Origin of the sequence: Pseudoduganella sp. OTU4001 (assembly GCF_038440195.1) — a bacterium.
Classification (GTDB): Bacteria; Pseudomonadota; Gammaproteobacteria; order Burkholderiales; family Burkholderiaceae_D; genus Rugamonas.
Genome location: NZ_JASATG010000005.1, coordinates 44,884 through 62,421, shown reverse-complemented (window position 1 = coordinate 62,421; position 17,538 = coordinate 44,884). Strand labels below are relative to the sequence as shown.

Sequence of the window (17,538 nt, the reverse complement as noted above, 5' to 3'; positions counted from 1 at the left end):
TTTCTTAACTCCTTCGCAGCCGTAGCGCGTTGAGGATGACGATGGCGGAGCTGGCCGCCATGCCAACGCCGGACAGCCAGGGATTCAGGATGCCCAGGGCAGCTGCCGGAATGGCAACGATGTTGTACAGCGTGGCCCAGGCCAGGTTCTGGCGGATCACGCGCATGGTTTTGCCGGCGGTACGTGCCGTGTCGGTCAGCAGCGGCAGGCGGGCGTCGAGCAGCACGCAGTCGGCGTGCACTTGTGCCAACGTTGCACCGCTGCCCATGGCGAAGGAGACATCGGCCGCGCTCAGCACTGCGGCGTCGTTGATGCCGTCTCCGACCATCGCCACCACGGCGCCTTGCGCTTGCAGGGCCTGTACGTAGGCCAGTTTGGCGTCCGGCATGCAGTCGCCGTGCGCTTCGCTGATCCCCAACTGCGCTGCCACGCTCGCCGCCAGCCGCTGCTGGTCGCCGCTGAGCAAGACGACCTGCTTATCCCGCCGCTGGAAGAACTCCACCGTCGCCCGCGCGTCCGGCCGCAGCGCATCGCTGATCAGGAAGCGACCCAGCCAGCGGCCATGCATACCCAGCCAGACCGTCGTCATCGGCGTGCCTCCCGCCGCGCCGGCCCCGTTAGCGCTGCCCATGGCCGGTGCGGTACTGCCGGTGATGCCGGCGACGTAGGCAGCGGTCCCGAGGCGGTAGCGCACGCCGTTGACCACCCCTTCCATGCCCTGCCCCGCCAGCTCCTGCAGTCCGGTCGCGCCTGACCCGCCAGCGCCATGCATCGCAGCCGCCGCGCTGATGGCGCGCGCAATCGGGTGCGCACTGCCAGCCTCCAACGCCCCCGCCACGCGCATGATGCCGATGATGCGCGCGCCGTCGATGGCATCCACACTCTGCACGGTGGGCCGCCCTTCGGTCAGCGTGCCAGTCTTGTCGAAAACGATATGGGTAGCGCGGTGCAGGGTTTCCAGCACATGCGGCTGCACCACCAGCGCCCCTTTTCCAAGCAGGCGGTCAGTAGCAGCCGCCAGCGCCGACGGCGTGGCCAGCGACAAAGCGCAAGGGCACGACACCACCAGCACCGCAATCGCCACCGGCCATGCGCGCGCCGCGTCGTACCAATACCAGAAGCCAAAGCTGGCCGCTGCGAACAACAGCAGCGCCGCCACGAACCATGACGCCGTGCGATCCGCCCATTGCGCGATCTGCGGCTTGGCGCTGCCTGCGCGTTCGATCAGCTTGAGCAGGCCGGCCAGGGTGCTGTCGCGGCTTGGCTTCACAACGCGCAGCACAAGCGGGCTGCCCGCATTGACCGCGCCACCGGGAATGGCATCGCCAACGTTCTTGCGCTGCGGCGCGCTCTCGCCGGTCAGCAGCGACAGGTCAACCGCAGTGCTGCCATCGGCCACCACGCAATCGGCTGCCACCGCCTCGCCCACTTTGACCGCGATATGGTCACCGGGCGCCAGCGCGCTCGCCGGTACTGCAGACGCCTCGCGCGAATCAGGCCAGCAGGCCAGCCGTATCGCCATCTCCGGCACCGCATGGCGCAGGCGCGACAGCGCGCTGGCGGCCTTGCGGCGCGCCACCATCTCGAGGTAGCGGCTGGCCAGCAGCAGGAAGATAAACATGGTGACCGAGTCGTAATACACTTCGCCCGCGCCGCGCACGGTGGACACGGCGCTGCCGGCAAAGGCAGCCATGATGCCCAGCGCCACCGGCACGTCCATGCCCAGCGCGCGGGCTTTCAGGCTGGCCCAGGCGCCCTTCAGGAAGGGCTGCGCGGAGTAGGCGATGGCGGGCAGGGTCAGGAGCAGGCTGGCCCAGCGCATCAGGCTCGCCATGCCGGCATCCAGCGTGCCGTCGTCGCCCGCCATGTACTCGGGGGCCACGTACATCATCACCTGCATCATCGACAGCCCGGCCACGAACAGCTGGCGGCCCAGCGTGCGGCTGGCTTTCTGCAGCTGCGCGTCGTGGCGTGTGGCGTCGTAGGGCCAGGCGTTGTAGCCGATGCTGCGCACCGCCTCCAGCAGCGCGGCGGCGGTGGTCTTGTCCTTGTGCCAGCGGATGAACAGCTTCTCGGTGGCGACGTTCAGGCTGGCCTGCTGCACGCCGTCGACCTGGCGCAGGCGATGCTCGATCAGCCATACGCAGGCGGCGCAGCGGATGCCTTCCACCAGCAGAGTGGTTTCGCGCGCATCGCCGTCGTCGATGATGTTCGGGTCGTCCTCCGGCAGCGCGAGAGCCGGAGGGGGCGCGCCGGCCTGCTCCGGGCCAGTCGCGTAACCGGCGCGTTCGCGGTAATAGCTGGCCTGTCCGATATCGACGATGGTTTGTGCGACAGCTGCGCAGCCCGGGCAGCACATTGCCCGCGCCACGCCTTCAATGTTCACATGCCAGTCGGCGCTCGCCGCCACCGGCTGGCCGCAATGGAAGCAAGCTGCAATCTCGTTCATCATCATGGCTGCACCGTCAGGCAAAGGATATCGAGCCAGCCATGCTGGCTGCCGCTGGCCGTGCGGGCCATGCCGAGCAGTCCGAATCCCAGCACCAGCAGCCCGCAGGCCACGCGGACCGCCTGCTGCTGCAGGTACTGGCGCAGTTTGGCGCCGGCCATGCCCATGGCCAGCAGCATCGGCAGCGTGCCCAGGCCGAAGGCACCCATGGCCAGCGCGCCATCCAGCGCCGAGCCGCTCAGCATGGCGGTCAGCAGCATGCTGTAGACCATGCCGCACGGAACCCAGCCCCACAAGCCGCCGAGAGCCAGCGCCTTCAGCGGCGTGTCCATTGGCAGCAGCGGCTTGACCAGCGGCTGCAGCCGGCGCCACAGCACGCCGCCGGCTGCTTCCACGCGCGCCAGGCCGCGCCAGGCGTCCATCAGGTACAGGCCCATGGCGATCAGCATCAGGTTGGCCATCCAGTAGCCGGCCTGCTGGAAGGCCGACAAGCGCGCCAGGCTGGCAACGCTGCCGGCCAGGCCGCCAGCGACGGCGCCCGCCAGCATATAGCTGCCGATACGGCCAGCGTTATAGGCCACCACATGCGCGCTCGCCGACGCTGCGATAGCCATCGTGCCTGCCCCCGCTTGCGCGATTGGAATCACGCGTGCGCTTGCGCCGCCGCTGCGCGGCGCGCCAACGCTGAACGCGCCGACGATGCCGCCGCACATGCCGGCGCAATGCACACTGCCGGCCAGGCCGGCAATCAGGACAGGCAACAGGTTCATGGCCCCCTCAGATCGTGCGCGAGAAGCGCAGCGGCTGCACCTGCCCCGGCGCGGTACCGGCTGCGCGGTCCTGCGCCAGGTGGCGGTCGAACACCATGCAGATGTTGCGGATCAGCAGTCGGCCCTTCGGCGTGACGGAAATCCAGTCATCCTCAATCGCCAGCAGGCCGTCGCGCTCGAACTCGCGCAGCTGCTCGATCTCGCGCGCAAAGTACTGCTTGAAGCGGATCGGATAACCCAGCTCCAGCGCCGAAATCGACAGCTCGAAGTTGCACATCAGGTTCTGGATTACCATGCGGCGCAGCCGGTCGTCGTTATCCATCGCATAGCCGCGCGCGATCGGCAGGCGGCCTTCATCCAGCTGTGCATAGTAGTCGTCCAGCGTCTTCTCGTTCTGGCTGTAGGTGCCGTTCACCGAACTGATCGCCGATACGCCCAGCGCCACCAGATCGGTTTCCGCATGGGTCGAATAGCCCTGGAAGTTGCGGTGCAGGCGGCCCTGGCGCTGCGCCACGGCCAGGTCGTCGTTCGGTTTGGCGAAATGGTCCATGCCGATGTAGACATAGCCCGCCGCGGTCAGGCGCTCGATGCACAGGGCCAGCATGTCCAGCTTCATCGCAGGCGAAGGCAGTTCGTCTTCCGCGATACGGCGCTGCGGCTTGAACAGGTGCGGCATGTGCGCGTAGTTGTACAGCGCGATGCGGTCGGGGTCGGCCTCGATCACCTTGTCCATCGTGGCCTGCATGGTGGTCAGGTTCTGCTTCGGCAGGCCGTAGATCAGGTCCACGCTGATCGAGCGGAAGCCGGCATCGCGCGCGGCCTGGATCACGGCCAGCGTTTCGTGCGCAGGCTGGATGCGGTTGACGGCTTTCTGCACATCCGGATCGAAGTCCTGCACGCCCATGCTGACGCGGTTGAAGCCCTGCGAGCGCAGAGTGCGGATACGTTCCGCATCGACGGTGCGCGGATCGATCTCGATCGAGTACTCGCCTTCAGCATCCGGCGCGAACTCGAAGTGCTTGCGCATATGGGCCAGCAGCTCGCCCATCTGGTCGTCATCCAGGTAGGTCGGGGTGCCGCCGCCGAAATGCAGCTGCTCGACGCGGTTCATACCGGCGAACAGCTTGCCCTGCATATCGATTTCCTGTTTCAGGTAGCCGAGGTAAGTCACGGCCTTGCTGCGGTCCTTGGTCACCACCTTGTTGCAGGCGCAGTAGTAGCACACCACATTGCAGAACGGGATATGCACATACAGCGACAGCGGGGCGCGGGCGCCGCGCATGCGCAGGCCGGCTTGCGCTTCCAGGAAGCGGGTGTGGCCGAAGTCCGGCTTGAAGCGGTCGGCAGTCGGGTAGGAAGTGTAGCGCGGGCCCGAAGTGCTCAAACGGCTGATCAGTTCTGCATCGAATTGGACGGATGGTTCGGCGATGGTATTCATAGTTGTTCTCGTGCGGGATTAAGCGGCCAGGCGTTTCGGCGCCTGGCGGGTTTGCGCGCCGCGTGCCGAAGAGACAGCCGCCAGGCGCGCTTGGCGGGTGCGTTCAAATTTGAACAGGCTGAAGGCGTCGCGCAGGTGGCCGGCTTCGTCGGCCAGGCTGATTGCCGCTGCGGCGGCTTCCTCGACCAGCGCGGCGTTTTGCTGCGTCACCTGGTCCATGTGGTTGACGGCCTGGTTGACCTGGTCCACGCCGATACTCTGCTCGCGCGAGGCGGTGGAGATTTCGTGCATGATGCTGGTCACCTGTTTGACCGAGGTCACCACCTGGTCCATGGTGGCGCCGGCGCGCTGGGCGCGTTCCATGCCGGTGCTGACTTTGCCGACCGAGACTTCGATCAGCTGCTTGATGTCTTTCGCGGCGGCCGAGGAACGCTGCGCCAGGTTGCGTACCTCGCCTGCCACTACGGCAAAGCCGCGGCCCTGTTCACCGGCGCGTGCCGCTTCCACCGCGGCGTTCAGTGCCAGGATGTTGGTCTGGAAGGCGATGCCTTCGATCAGGCCGATGATGTCGACCACGCGCTTGGATGAAGTGTTGATTTCGTCCATGGTGGCGATGACTTCCGAAACGATCTCGCCGCCCTGCACCGCCACGTCGGAGGCATTCACGGCCAGGTTGTTGGCTTCCATCGAGTTATCTGCATTGGCCTTAACGGTCGAGGAGAATTCCTCGATGCTGGAGGCGGTCTTTTCCAGGCTGGCGGCTTGCGATTCGGTGCGGCCAGCCAGGTCGGCGTTGCCGGCGGCGATCTGCTTGGTCGCCACGGCCATGGCGTCGATGTTGAAGCGTACGTCGCGGATGGTGGCGATCAGGTTGTTATTCATTTGCTGCAGCGCGCGCAGCAGCTGGCCCACTTCGTCGGTGCTGTCGGTGTCGAAGGAGCCGGTCAGGTCGCCGGCGGCGATCAGGCGCGCGCCGTCCAGTGCACGACCCAGCGGCTGCAGCATGCCGGTGCGCAGCGTGTACCACAGGAAGACGTTGATCAGGAAGCCGAAGGCGGTGGCGCCGAAGATCCCGTAGCGGGTCACGTCGCTGGTGCCGTCGGCGAACAGGGCGGCCAGGCAGACCGCGATCTGCAGCACGTTGACCAGGCTGGTGGCCAGCCAGATGCGCATTGCCAGCGAAACGTGGCTCAGGCGCGCGACCAGGTTGGCCAGGCCCAGGTGCACGATCTGGCCGTTCTTGATGCGGATATTCTTGGCGCCGGAAACGATCTTGCGGTAAGCCTCGGCTGCTTCCGCCACCTGGCGGCGTTCGGCCTTGGTGCGCACCGACATATAGCCGATGGTGCGGCCGTTTTCCTTGATCGGGGTGATATTGGCTTTGACCCAGTAGAAGTCGCCGTTCTTGCAACGGTTCTTCACCAGGCCGGTCCAGGGGATGCCGGCGCGGATCGTGTGCCACAGGTCGGCGAACGCTTCCACCGGCATGTCCGGGTGGCGGATGATGTTTTGCGGCTGACCGATCAGCTCCTCAGCGCAGTAGCCGCTGATGTGCTCGAAGTAAGGATTGACGTAGACAATATTGCCATCCAGATCAGTCTTGGAGACGATGGCCTGGTCTTCGTCGAGTTCGACTTCGTTGTTGCTTACCGGTAAATTCTTACGCATCATGCGCTCCCTGTTGAATTTCTTGCCATAACGCAAGATCACAGGGATAAGTCTAGGGACTTAGGCGCGCAATTTTAATGATGTAGATCAAATCTGGCCGGGTTGGGCGCCCGGCCAGAGTGGTAGCCCTCAGCCAGCTTCTGCCGGCATTGCCGAAATATCACGCACATTCTTTTGCACCGCCACGGCGGCAAACAGGCCATACAGTAACAAGGTCAGGTAATAGCCCTTTTCGTTGAGCTGCATGGTGGCGTTCCAGAGGCCGGCGAGGAAGGTGAAGGTGCCGAGCAGCAGGGCTGCCCAGGATGCGCCGACGAATGCGGCGGAGGGGCGGGCGGGGATGGTCATGTAGTCTCCTTGGCGAGTGGCGGCCGGGTGGCCGCCGTCTGCCAATGAGACCAGATTAGCGCCGCTTAGCGTTTGACCGAACTCAACAGCTTGCTGCCGATGGTCACCACGGCCAGCACCAGGGCGCCGGCGACCACGCCTGCGATGGCGTCCAGGGTGGTCGGGGTGATGGCGGCCAGCAGAGGGCCGACGCCGGCGACCGAGCCCATTGCTTCGGCGGCGTGGTGGATCACGTCGTGCGCGCCGGGGATGCCGTGGGTCAGGATGCCGCCGCCGACCATGAACATGGCCAGCGTACCCGCTACCGAGAGGAATTTCATCAGCTTGGGCGCTGCGCTCAGCAGGAACGCGCCGACCGCCTGGGTGCCAGCGCCGCCGCGCTTGCTCAGGTAGAGGCCGGCATCGTCCATCTTCACGATGGCGCCCACCAGGCCGTACACGCCGATGGTCATGGCAACGGCAATGCCGATCAGCACAGTCACTTGCTGCAGGAACGGCGCTGCCGCCACGGTACCCAGGGCGATCACGATGATTTCCGCCGAGAGGATGAAGTCGGTACGCACGGCGCCCTTGATCTTTTCCTTTTCCATGGCCATCAAGTCAACACTCTGGTTGGCTTGCAGCAGTTCCTTGTGGTGCTGGTCGTCTTCCGCCTTGGAGTGCAGCAGCTTGTGGGCGATCTTCTCGAAGCCCTCGAAGCACAGGTAGGCGCCACCCAGCATCAGCAGCGGCGTGATGGCCCAAGGCGCAAACGCGCTGATCGCCAGCGCGGCCGGTACCAGGATCGCCTTGTTGAGCATGGAGCCTTTGGCCACCGCCCACACCACGGGCAATTCTCGGTCAGCATTGACGCCCGCCACCTGCTGCGCATTCAGCGCCAGGTCGTCGCCCAGCACACCCGCGGTCTTTTTGGCCGCCACTTTGCTCATGGCAGCCACATCGTCCAGGATGGTGGCAATATCGTCGATCAGTGCAAGCAGGCTGGAACCGGCCATTCGTCTAACTCCAAAAGAAAAATTACAGGATCGACAATCTAACATGCCGCCGCTGCCAGCGGGCGGCTTCAGCGCTACAATGAATTCTTTTCTCGTCGGTAATCGGTCATGAATTTCACCACCTGGATCACCTTTGTGATCGCCGCCAGCATCATCGCTGTCTCGCCCGGATCGGGCGCGGTATTGTCAATGTCGCATGGTTTGTCCTATGGCGTGAAGCGCACATCGGCCACCATCCTTGGCCTGCAGCTTGGGCTGCTGCTGGTGCTGGCGATTGCCGGCGCGGGTGTGGGCTCGCTGCTGATCGCGTCCGAATTCGCGTTCAGCGTGGTGAAGACGGTGGGCGCCATGTACCTGATCTGGCTTGGCCTGAGCCAGTGGCGTGCCAAGGTCGCCGCCGGCGAGGGCATCCAGGCCGCGCAAACCGCCCTGCCATCGTTCCGCAAGCGCTTCATGACCGGCTTCCTGACCAATGCCACCAACCCGAAAGGCATCATCTTCATGGTGGCGGTGCTGCCGCAGTTTATTAACCAGCATGAGCCGGTGCTGCTGCAGCTGGCGATCCTGGCCGCGACCATGTTCGTGATCGACCTGGTGGTGATGCACAGCTACGCCTTCCTGGCGTCGTCAATGCAGCGCTTCTTCCGCGAATCTGCTGCCATCAAGATGCAAAATCGCATATTTGGCGGTTTGCTGATGCTGATCGGCGGTGCGCTGTTCTTCGTCAAGCGGGGAGCTGCACAGGCATGACGACCCAGTTCCGGCACTACAAAGGCGGTCTCTATGAGCTGGTGTGCGAAGCCACGCTGGAGTCCGACCACAGCACGATGATCGTGTACAAGGCCGCCAACGGCACCATCTGGTGTCGCCCGCGCGAGGTATTTTTCGAGGTGATCGAGGTCGACGGCAAGCAGGTGCAGCGCTTCACGCCTATTTGAAAATCTTTGTAACTTGCGTCGTCGCTTCGGCTCCCCAAGCGTTAAATAAAAACAAAAAATCTCCCTGGAGTAGAGACATGAGCCGCAAGATCCTGCACTTCCTGATGCTGGCAGCCCTGGTTGCCGTATCCACCGTTGCCATGGCCGACCCACCCGCCCGGGTGGGTCGCGTCACCGTCACCGAAGGCAAGGTGACCATGCTGGTCAATGGTGAGGAAGAGACTGGCAACCTCATGAATTGGCCGGTCACCAGCGATAACCATCTGACCACCGCCCCCGGCGCCCGCGCGGAATTCCGGGTTGGCTCGGCCGCCGTGCGCCTGGATGGCGACTCCGACATCGAGGTGGAGCAGCTGGATGACGAGCGTTTGCGCTTGCGCCTGAACTACGGCACCGCCAGCGTGCGCCTGCGCGATCCTGCCATGATCAATGAATTCGAATTCACCACGCCGCAGGCACGTATCACCATGACCGAGCCGGGCGCTTTCCGCGTCGATACCGAGCGCGCCCCCGACACCACCGTCGTCAATGTCTTCATCGGCAATGTGCGGGTGGACGGCGCTGGAACCATGCTGAGCGCCCGTGCGGGCAAGCGTGTGGAAGTGCGCGGGGACGACGTTTTCACCGCGCTGGCCGTGCGCGACCGTTTCGATGACTGGGTGACTTCCCGCGACCGCCGCGATGAAGGCCTGGTAGCCTCGCGCTATGTGCCGACCGACATGACCGGCTACGAAGACCTGGACCAGTACGGTAACTGGGTTGAAGACCGCGAATATGGCACCGTCTGGTTCCCGCGCGCCGTGCCGGTTGGCTGGGCGCCTTACCGCGATGGCCGCTGGGTCTGGGTTTCGCCTTGGGGCTGGACCTGGGTTGATAACTCGCCTTGGGGCTATGCCCCGTTCCACTACGGCCGCTGGGTCGTGGTGGGTGGCCGCTGGTGCTGGACGCCCGGCCGCTTCGTTGGCCGTCCGGTCTGGTCGCCAGCCCTGGTGGGCTGGGTTGGCGGCAACAACTGGAGCGTGAGCTTCAGCTCCGGCCGCTCCGGTCCGGCGGTGGGCTGGTACCCGCTCACCCCGCGTGACCGCTATGTCCCGGGCTACCGGGTTTCTTCCGACTTTGAACGCCGTCTGGTGTGGAACCACCGTACCAACGACCGCTGGCATGACCGCTACAAAGACCGCAACCACGATGGCCGCCGCGACGGCGTAACTGCCCTGCCGCGCGAGCAATTCGACCATGGCCGCCGCATTTCGGTCACCAACGTGGCGCGCGTGACCCCGCAGGACGTGCGCAATGTGCCGCAAATGGTGACCCCGCCGCAGGTGACCGCCAGCCAGGTACGCCCAGGGCGCCAGGAATGGCAGAACCGTGGCGACCGCAACGACCGTGACGACCGCGATAACCGTGGCAACCGCGAACGCATCGTTGAGCGCGGCGTCGACCGTAACGTGGATCGCTCGCTCGACCGCGGTCCCGAGCTGCGCGGCCCGGACCGCCTGATCCGCGAAGAACGCCACGAGCAGCCGCGCCAGCTGCCGCAACTGCAGGCCCAGCCTCAGCAGCAGCCCCAGCCGCAACCGCGCGCCAATATGCAGCGCGGCGATGACGAGGACCGCACCCCATGGCGCAACCGCAACGAGCAGCGGCGCTCGGTGACCAGCACCCAGCCGCAACCGGCGATGCAAATGGCCGCGCCACCGGCCCAGCAGCAAATGCAGCCGATGCCACAGGTCCAGCAGCCTCAGCCGCGCTTTGAGCCGCGTGCCGAAATGCGTGCCGAACCTCGTCCGGAGCCACGCCACGAGGCGCGCCAGGAGCGGGAAGTACGTGAAGTGCGTGAGGACCGTGGCCGCCGCGAAATCCAGCAGCCGCAGATGGCGCCGCCGCCGCAGATGGCTCAGCCGCGTCCGGCCCAGATGGCGCCACCGCCGCAAGCCCAGCCGCAGCAGCAACCCCAGCAGCGCCGCGAAGGCCGTGAGCGCCGCGAAGAACGCGACGACAACCAGAAAGAACGCGTGCGTTAACCGGTTTTGCCGCCTATCCTGATGTTGTAAGAGATTTTCCGCCAGCCATCCTCACTAAGGCTGGCGTTTTTTTTACTTGCCAATCCGCGCGCGCTGGCGGATCCGCTCGCGCCACTCGCCCAGCGCCGACAGCGCACCGTGGAACTCGCGCTCGATCAAGTCCGCTTCCGCCTCCGTTACCTTACCGTCGAGTAAGGCCACCGACACCGCTTCCGCCACCGCGCCCACCTGGGCCATCACCTTGCAGACCGTCTGCGACAGGTCGTCGCTGCTGACCTCCTCCGGTACCGGCACGATGAAAGCCGCCATGCCATGCCGCGTCAGCAGCGCGTGCAGCGGCATCATCGCCTCGTGCACGCCAGCCTTGTGGCACAGGTCAATGATGGTCGACACCTCTTCGAACGAAGGGTAATGCGAAGCAATGGTCGGTGCCAGCTTGTTGCGCAGCACGTTGGCCGAGATGCCCATTTGCAGGGCCAGCGCCTCGATGCCGCCGGGGAAAGTGCGCGCCACCTTGTAGAGCGCGTCGTGTTGGTTCATGTCCAGGTATTTCTTAGTCATGGTGAAGCTAGCCTTTTTTTACCGATGCAGTGCGTTGGTTGGAACGATATGCTGATTTTCATCGAAAGTTTAACTACCTGACAACGGTGAAATTCATGTTAACTCGCACACGCTTCGCGGCACTTTGGGTTGTGGTGGTGGCAATCCTGGTCGCCAACCCGGTCGACGCCCGGCCCAGCGGCTCGTTCCGGGGCGGCTTTTCCTCGGGCAAGAGCACCGCGACGCGCAGCATCGGCGCTCCGCGCCAGCCGGCGTTCGGCAGCTTCGGCAAGCGCCAGGCGCCGCCGCCCACCGCGGCGCGCACGCCACAGCGCGAGTCGGCCATGTCGCGCGACCTGGAGCGCAAAGCTGCCCAGGACCAGGCCCTGCGCACCTATGACTCGCGCCGTTATGCCGACAGCGCAGCGTCGGGCAACCGTCAGGGCATGTCCGGCTACGGCGCAACCGGCGCCGGCGCAGCAGCCGGCGCCACGGCGGCCGCAGGCGGCTCCGTGTCCCCGCTGCCCCCGCTAAACCCGGTCCTGCCCGGCGGCAGCGGCCGCAGTTCCGGCAATGGCGGCTACGCCCAGCACGGCGCACCAATCGGCGGCGCCACCAGCGCGGCCGCCCCTGTAATCGTCCGCGACAGCAACAACGGCTGGTTGTGGGGCATCGGCGGCTTCATGCTGGGCCGCGCGACCGACGGCCATGCAGCAGCGCCGCCAGCGGCGCAACCGTTACCTACAGCCCAGTCCACCGGCGCTATGGCGGACGCAGCGGGCGCCAGCGATATCGCAGCCGCCGCCGAGGTAAGCGCAGCGGGCGCCGACGCTACCCGCGTCACCCCGGCCCCGGCTCAGGCCCCGACGGCTGACCGCGCCGCCAAACCGGCCGCAAGCGAAGCCAGCATCATCGCCAAGCTCGCCGTCCTGCTGCTCATCGGCGGCATGGTGTGGCTGGTGTGGAAAGCCTTCCGCCTGATGTCCGGGGCACAAGCAGTAAAAAAGAACGCCAACTATTCGTTTGAAAGGAACTGAGGAAATGGGCTGGAAAGACGCATTCGATTACCTCCGCGGCGGCGCCAAGCGCCACGGCGTAGAGGGCGACGCGCCGCAAGCCGAAGACCGCGGCCTGCCGCTGGGCGCAAGGATCGGCAGCCTGGTGACCCTGCAAATGTCGCCCCTGCTGCGCGCCAACGCCAACGGCTCCCTGGTCGCCCTGCCGGACGCGGAAGACACCCGGATCCTGGCCATTTCCCAGTTCAAGCTGTCGATGGCCGGCCGCCTCTACCGCTACTACCTGGCCAAAGGCGACGACGACGACCGCGAAAAGTTCCTCCAGCTGTATGTGGACGAACAGGGCGCCGTGAAGGAAATCCTGTACTGCACCCAGCTGGCGAGGGTCATCCCCACCACGGCGGAAGACCAGGATGCCTACACCGGCGCCGCCGGCAGCGGCCTGGGCGACCTGAACTTCGCCCTGTGGCGCGCCCAGCTGGAAGAAAGTGGCTACGACGCTGCCGAACTCGCCACCGCCTTCGGCGACGACGAAGCGCTGGACTTCGAGCGCGACGTGGGCGACCCGGAAGCAGGTTTCGTCGCGCCCTTCACCGGCACCGAAACCCGCATTGACGACGCCAGCGGCATGCAGGGCCTGAAGCAGCAGCTCTACTTCATGCCCTACGCCCGCCGGCTAGGCGATGGAAGCAAGGAATATTTGCTGATCACGACGGAGATCCTCCAGAGCGTGAACGGCGATGCAAGGAAACGCGCGATTCACGTCGACTTTGTAGTGGGAATCGCGGTTGAGCAGGAACGGCTGGTCGTCCAGTAAGCGACCGCCGCACATTGAACTAACAACTGAAAGGATGCACAAAATGAGCAACTCGAATGGCTGGGCCCTGACTGCACGACTGATTTCCAAGCACTTTGGCGCCCTGGGCGACCGCGTGTCGGAAGCGATCGCCAGTTTTGACCCGGAAACGGCGACCGAGGCCGACCGCGACCGCCTGGCCGACACCCTGCGCAGCGCCGCGCAAAAGCTGGCCCAGGCCCGTGCCGCCTTCAACAAGGAACGCGACGACGTGGTGCGCCTGCGCAAGCTGATCGACACCGACGAAAAAGCCACCGGTACCCTGGCCGAACGCCTGGCCGCCGGTCAGATTTCGGAAGCCACGATCAACCTGTTCTGCGACGAGCTGGAAGCCAACAAGAACCGCCTGCCGCAGGAAATCCAGGAAGAAGCCGACGCCCAGGCCTATATGGAAGAACTGCAGAAGATCGTCGACGCCCTGTCGCAGCAGCTGGCCGACTTCGACGCCGCCGCCAAGAAAGCGATGCAAGCCCTGGCCCAGGCCAAGGCCCAGCGCGACCTGCAGGAAGTGCGCGCCGAGCGCCAGAGCCAGCTGGCCAGCTTGTCCGGCATGCGCGGCAACACCAGCGCCCTGAACGCGCTGACCAAGCGCGCCCAGTCGATCGCCAACGAAGCCGAAGGCATGAAAATCGTCTCCGATATCGGCCAGCGCCCTTACGACCAGGCCGCCGAAATCGAAGCGATCCGCAAATCCGTCGCCAACCCGGCAAGCGGCACCGAGTCCGCCCTGGAGCGCCTGCAGCGCCTCTCAAACAAAGCGCCAGAAGCGGCCTGAACTTGAAATATGGCCCATCGGGGCCATATGCGTAACGAGGTAAAATGGAACCCGGCGCGACTCGCACCGCGCCGGGTCTTTTTTTTGTTGTTACAAGATTGGAAAAATCATGATGAATCCCATCCCGCCTGAAGAGTCCCTCATCGAGTATCCGAGCGACTTCCCGATCAAGGTGATGGGCGCTAGCCACGACGCCTTCGCCGCTACGATTATCGAAGTGGTGGTCGAGCACGATCCGACTTTCCACGAAGGTAAGCTGGAATCGCGTCCATCCGCCAAGGGCAATTACACCAGCCTGACCGTGACCGTGCGCGCCACCAGCCGTGAGCAGCTGGATAATATTTACCGCGCGCTGTCGGGCCACCCGATGGTCAAGATGGTCCTCTAAGGTCCGGTAAGCAGCTGGCTGCGGGCGATTTCCGCCTTCAGCCACTCGCGGAACGCCCGCACCTGCGGCTTTTGCAGGGCGGCGGGCGGGCTCACCAGGTAGTAGTCATCCGGGCAAGGTGTGGCGATATCGAACAGCCGCACCAACTGGCCCGACGCAATTTCCTGCATCGCCACGATATGGCGCACCAGCGCCACCCCGTCGCCATCGACGGCGGAGCGGATCAGCATCGACAAATCCTCGAACATTACGCCGCCGGAAGGCTCCGGCAGCGCGAGTCCGGCCGCCCGGAACCAGGGCGCCCATGGCTCATTTGAGCGCAACAAAGTCGCTTGTGCCAGGTCTTGTGGACAAGCTGGCAGTTGTCCACAGCGATAGCGAGGACTTACTACCGGGTAGTAAATCTCCCCGATCAGCCGCTCCACATCCAGCCCCGGATACTTGCCGCGTCCAAAGCGGATACCGACATCGATCCCTTCCCGCACCAGGTCCTGCAGCTGCCCGCTGGCCTGCAAAATCACCTCGATATTCGGATGCTGGTCGATGAATTGCCCCAGCCGGGGCGCCAGCCAGCGCGCCGCAAACGAAGGGATGGCCGTCACGCTCAGGCGCTGCACGCCCTCGGGCGGACGCAGTTCCGCCGCCCCATCCGCCAGCTCCGCCAGGCAGCGCGCCACCGTCTCCGCATAGCGCCGCGCCTCCGGCGTCGCCGTCACCTGCCGCCCATTGCGGATAAACAGCTGCACGCCCAGCTCCTCCTCCAGCCCCCGTACCTGGTGGCTGATGGCGCCATGCGTCAGGCACAGTTCCGCCGCCGCCCGCGAGAAATTCTCGTGGCGCACCGCTGCCTCAAAGGCGCGCAGGGCGGAAAGATTGGGAAGTCTCATGTGAATAAAATTAGCAAGGCCATAGAAAATATATCGTTTTGGCAAGCACGAAGCAAGGCATACCATGTGAATAAATATAACTAAGCCGGAGCCGCACGATGAGCCTCAAACTATACGTGGACAGCCAGTTCACCAGCCCCTACGCCATTTCCGCCTTCGTCGCCCTGCGCGAAAAAGGCCTCGACTTCGACATGGAGACCGTGGACCTGGAAGCCGGCAAGAACAAGGAGCTGGCTTACACCGGCAAGGCCCTGACCGGCCGCGTGCCCTGCCTGGTGCACAACGACTTCATGCTGACCGAGTCCAGCGCCATCACCGAATATCTGGAAGAGATGTTCCCCGCCCCCGAGCACCGCGCCTTGTACCCGGTGCTGCCGCAGAAACGCGCCATCGCCCGCCAGATCCAGGCCTGGGTGCGCAGCGACCTGGGCGCGCTGCGGGAAGAACGCAGCACCTACACCGTCTTCTACAAACGTGCCGAACAGCCGCTATCCCCCGCCGCCCAGGCGGCGGCGGACAAGCTGGTGCACCTGGCCGAACGCGTGATCGAGGGGCCCTACCTGTTCGGCCGCTGGTGCATCGCCGACACCGACCTGGCCATCATGCTGTCCCGCCTGGTGATGAACGGCGATCCGGTGCCGCAAAAGCTCAAGGACTATGTCGCCCACCAGTGGCAGCGCGACTCGCTGCAAGATTGGCTAAAGAACATTAACCTGATGCCAGCTTAAGGAAATCGGCATAAAACTGCCTAGCCATTAAGCAGCGATAAGGCCGGAACGGTATAATGGCGGCCTTATGCCTATTCAGCCGGCGGTGATCCGCCATCTCGGCCAAGCCGATTACGAGCCTACTTTCGCTGCGATGCGCGCCTTCACCGACGCGCGCCAGGAAGATACGCCCGACGAACTGTGGATCGTCGAGCACCCGCCCGTCTATACGCTGGGCCTGGGCGCCGATCGCGGCCACCTGCTGGCCGGCGCAACTTCCATTCCTTGCGTGCAGACCGACCGCGGCGGCGAAGTGACCTTCCACGGTCCCGGCCAGGTCGTGATCTACCTGATGATGGACCTGCGCCGCAACAAGCCGGGCGGCAAACTGTACGCCCGCCAGTTCGTCAACAAGATCGAGCAAGCGATCATCAATGTGCTGGCCGCGTATAATCTCGCCGGTGAGCGCGTGGAAGGCGCGCCTGGCATTTATATGTCCGGCGGCCCCAAGAAAGGCGCCAAGATCGCCGCGCTGGGATTGAAGGTGCGCGGCAACGGCTGCACCTATCACGGCGTATCGCTGAACGTGGACATGGATCTGGCGCCATTCAGCTGGATCAACCCTTGCGGCTATGCCGGCCTGGAAACGGTCGACATGCGCACCGTGGGCGTGATCGCCCCATTGGCCGATGTGCAGCAGGCACTGGCGGACGAACTGGTCCTCCAGCTGCAGGTGGCCGAACCTGAATTAACCTGAAAGCAAGCAGCTATGACTTACAACCCAAGCGACAAGCAAAAAGGCGCCGACAAGACTTCCCGCATCCCGATCAAGATCATCCCGATCGAACAGGCGGAACGCCTGAAGAAGCCGGAATGGATCCGCGTCAAGGCGGCATCGGCCTCTTCCCGCTTCTACGAGATCAAGGACATCCTGCGTGAGAACAAGCTGGTGACCGTGTGCGAAGAAGCGAGCTGCCCGAACATCGGCGAATGCTTCGGCAAGGGTACTGCTACCTTCATGATCATGGGCGACAAGTGCACCCGCCGTTGCCCGTTCTGCGACGTGGGCCACGGCCGTCCTGACCCGCTGGACACCCAGGAACCGATCAACCTGGCCAACACCATCGCCAAGCTGCGCCTGTCCTACGTGGTGATCACCTCGGTGGACCGCGACGACCTGCGCGACGGCGGCGCCGCCCACTTCGTCGAGTGCATCACCAAGACCAAGGAATTGTCGCCGAAGACCCAGGTTGAAGTGCTGGTGCCGGACTTCCGCGGCCGCCTGGAAAAGGCGCTGGACATCTTCGCCGGCGGCCTGCCGGACGTAATGAACCACAACCTGGAAACCGTGCCACGCCTGTACAAGGAAGCCCGCCCAGGCGCCGACTACCTGCACTCGCTGAAGCTGCTGAAAGACTTCAAGGCACGCTACCCGAACGTCAAGACCAAGTCCGGCCTGATGGTTGGCCTGGGCGAGACCGACGAAGAGATCCTGGAAGTGATGCGCGACATGCGCGAGCACGACATCGACATGCTGACCATCGGCCAGTACCTGGCGCCGTCCAACAGCCACCTGCCGGTGCGCCGCTACGTGCATCCGGACGTGTTCAAGATGTTCGAAGAGAAGGCCTACGAAATGGGCTTCGCCCATGCTGCGGTTGGCGCCATGGTGCGTTCCTCGTACCACGCTGACGTGCAGGCGCACAACGTCCTCGAGCAGGCGTAATTCCCCTTCGAAC

General features: G+C 64.6%; 18 protein-coding genes. 10 read left to right on the top strand and 8 right to left on the bottom strand.

Features of this window, described 5'->3' with window-relative positions:
* Positions 1-4: 4 nt before the first annotated feature.
* From AAHE99_RS06445 to AAHE99_RS06420, 6 genes are all read right to left on the bottom strand, one after another.
* On the bottom strand, positions 5-2,455 hold the full coding sequence (locus tag AAHE99_RS06445; protein ID WP_342115589.1) for a heavy metal translocating P-type ATPase: 2,451 nt from the start codon (positions 2,453-2,455) through the stop codon (positions 5-7).
* Entirely contained in the window at positions 2,452-3,219 is a 768-nt protein-coding gene (locus AAHE99_RS06440) for a sulfite exporter TauE/SafE family protein (RefSeq protein ID WP_342115587.1), read from the bottom strand. Before AAHE99_RS06440 ends, AAHE99_RS06445 begins: the two co-directional genes overlap by 4 nt.
* Positions 3,220-3,226: 7 nt before the next feature.
* The gene (gene hemN, locus AAHE99_RS06435) at positions 3,227-4,657 is read right to left on the bottom strand and encodes an oxygen-independent coproporphyrinogen III oxidase (protein WP_342115585.1); all 1,431 of its coding nucleotides are present in this window, start codon (positions 4,655-4,657) and stop codon (positions 3,227-3,229) included.
* An 18-nt stretch (positions 4,658-4,675) separates the two neighbouring features.
* On the bottom strand, positions 4,676-6,325 hold the full coding sequence (locus tag AAHE99_RS06430) for a methyl-accepting chemotaxis protein (protein WP_342116025.1): 1,650 nt from the start codon (positions 6,323-6,325) through the stop codon (positions 4,676-4,678).
* A 129-nt stretch (positions 6,326-6,454) separates the two neighbouring features.
* A complete protein-coding gene (locus AAHE99_RS06425) occupies positions 6,455-6,673 on the bottom strand; it encodes a YiaA/YiaB family inner membrane protein (RefSeq protein ID WP_446728898.1) in 219 nt (72 codons plus the stop codon).
* A 65-nt stretch (positions 6,674-6,738) separates the two neighbouring features.
* A complete protein-coding gene (locus AAHE99_RS06420) occupies positions 6,739-7,668 on the bottom strand; it encodes a DUF808 domain-containing protein (RefSeq protein WP_342115583.1) in 930 nt (309 codons plus the stop codon).
* A 108-nt stretch (positions 7,669-7,776) separates the two neighbouring features.
* On the opposite strand from AAHE99_RS06420, the gene AAHE99_RS06415 reads away from it, so the two are divergent.
* From AAHE99_RS06415 to AAHE99_RS06405, 3 genes are all read left to right on the top strand, one after another.
* Positions 7,777-8,418, top strand: coding sequence for a LysE family transporter (locus tag AAHE99_RS06415; protein WP_342115581.1), 642 nt, complete (start codon positions 7,777-7,779; stop codon positions 8,416-8,418).
* Positions 8,415-8,606, top strand: a complete 192-nt coding sequence (locus AAHE99_RS06410; protein WP_342115579.1) for a DUF1653 domain-containing protein — start codon at positions 8,415-8,417, stop codon at positions 8,604-8,606. Before AAHE99_RS06415 ends, AAHE99_RS06410 begins: the two co-directional genes overlap by 4 nt.
* A 77-nt stretch (positions 8,607-8,683) precedes the next feature.
* A complete protein-coding gene (locus tag AAHE99_RS06405) occupies positions 8,684-10,630 on the top strand; it encodes a DUF6600 domain-containing protein (RefSeq protein ID WP_342115578.1) in 1,947 nt (648 codons plus the stop codon).
* A gap of 72 nt (positions 10,631-10,702) precedes the next feature.
* Here AAHE99_RS06405 and AAHE99_RS06400 read toward each other — a convergent pair whose 3' ends face one another.
* The gene (locus tag AAHE99_RS06400) at positions 10,703-11,191 is read right to left on the bottom strand and encodes a phage regulatory CII family protein (RefSeq protein WP_342115577.1); all 489 of its coding nucleotides are present in this window, start codon (positions 11,189-11,191) and stop codon (positions 10,703-10,705) included.
* A 95-nt stretch (positions 11,192-11,286) separates the two neighbouring features.
* On the opposite strand from AAHE99_RS06400, the gene AAHE99_RS06395 reads away from it, so the two are divergent.
* The 4 genes from AAHE99_RS06395 to AAHE99_RS06380 all read left to right on the top strand — a co-directional run bounded on the left by AAHE99_RS06395 (position 11,287) and on the right by AAHE99_RS06380 (position 14,205).
* On the top strand, positions 11,287-12,207 hold the full coding sequence (locus AAHE99_RS06395) for a hypothetical protein (protein WP_342115575.1): 921 nt from the start codon (positions 11,287-11,289) through the stop codon (positions 12,205-12,207).
* Positions 12,208-12,211: 4 nt separating this feature from the next.
* Positions 12,212-13,003 carry a DUF2491 family protein gene (locus AAHE99_RS06390; RefSeq protein WP_342115574.1) on the top strand — a complete coding sequence of 264 codons (792 nt, stop codon included), beginning with the start codon at positions 12,212-12,214 and terminating at the stop codon, positions 13,001-13,003.
* Positions 13,004-13,046: 43 nt separating this feature from the next.
* Positions 13,047-13,817, top strand: a complete 771-nt coding sequence (locus AAHE99_RS06385) for a hypothetical protein (protein ID WP_342115572.1) — start codon at positions 13,047-13,049, stop codon at positions 13,815-13,817.
* A 112-nt stretch (positions 13,818-13,929) separates the two neighbouring features.
* Positions 13,930-14,205, top strand: a complete 276-nt coding sequence (locus AAHE99_RS06380) for an HP0495 family protein (RefSeq protein WP_342116023.1) — start codon at positions 13,930-13,932, stop codon at positions 14,203-14,205.
* On the opposite strand, the gene gcvA is transcribed toward AAHE99_RS06380, so the two are convergent.
* Positions 14,202-15,092 carry a transcriptional regulator GcvA gene (gene gcvA / locus AAHE99_RS06375; RefSeq protein WP_342115570.1) on the bottom strand — a complete coding sequence of 297 codons (891 nt, stop codon included), beginning with the start codon at positions 15,090-15,092 and terminating at the stop codon, positions 14,202-14,204. The genes AAHE99_RS06380 and gcvA overlap by 4 nt on opposite strands.
* Positions 15,093-15,190: 98 nt before the next feature.
* On the opposite strand from gcvA, the gene yfcF reads away from it, so the two are divergent.
* The 3 genes from yfcF (at position 15,191) to lipA (ending at position 17,525) form a co-directional block, all read left to right on the top strand.
* Positions 15,191-15,820 (top strand): glutathione transferase, encoded by a 630-nt coding sequence (yfcF, locus tag AAHE99_RS06370; RefSeq protein ID WP_342115568.1) that lies wholly within the window; start codon positions 15,191-15,193, stop codon positions 15,818-15,820.
* A gap of 67 nt (positions 15,821-15,887) precedes the next feature.
* Complete coding sequence (lipB, locus tag AAHE99_RS06365; protein ID WP_342115566.1) at positions 15,888-16,556, top strand: lipoyl(octanoyl) transferase LipB; 669 nt, start codon at positions 15,888-15,890, stop codon at positions 16,554-16,556.
* A 12-nt stretch (positions 16,557-16,568) separates the two neighbouring features.
* The gene (lipA, locus tag AAHE99_RS06360; RefSeq protein WP_342115564.1) at positions 16,569-17,525 is read left to right on the top strand and encodes a lipoyl synthase; all 957 of its coding nucleotides are present in this window, start codon (positions 16,569-16,571) and stop codon (positions 17,523-17,525) included.
* Positions 17,526-17,538 lie beyond the last annotated feature (13 nt).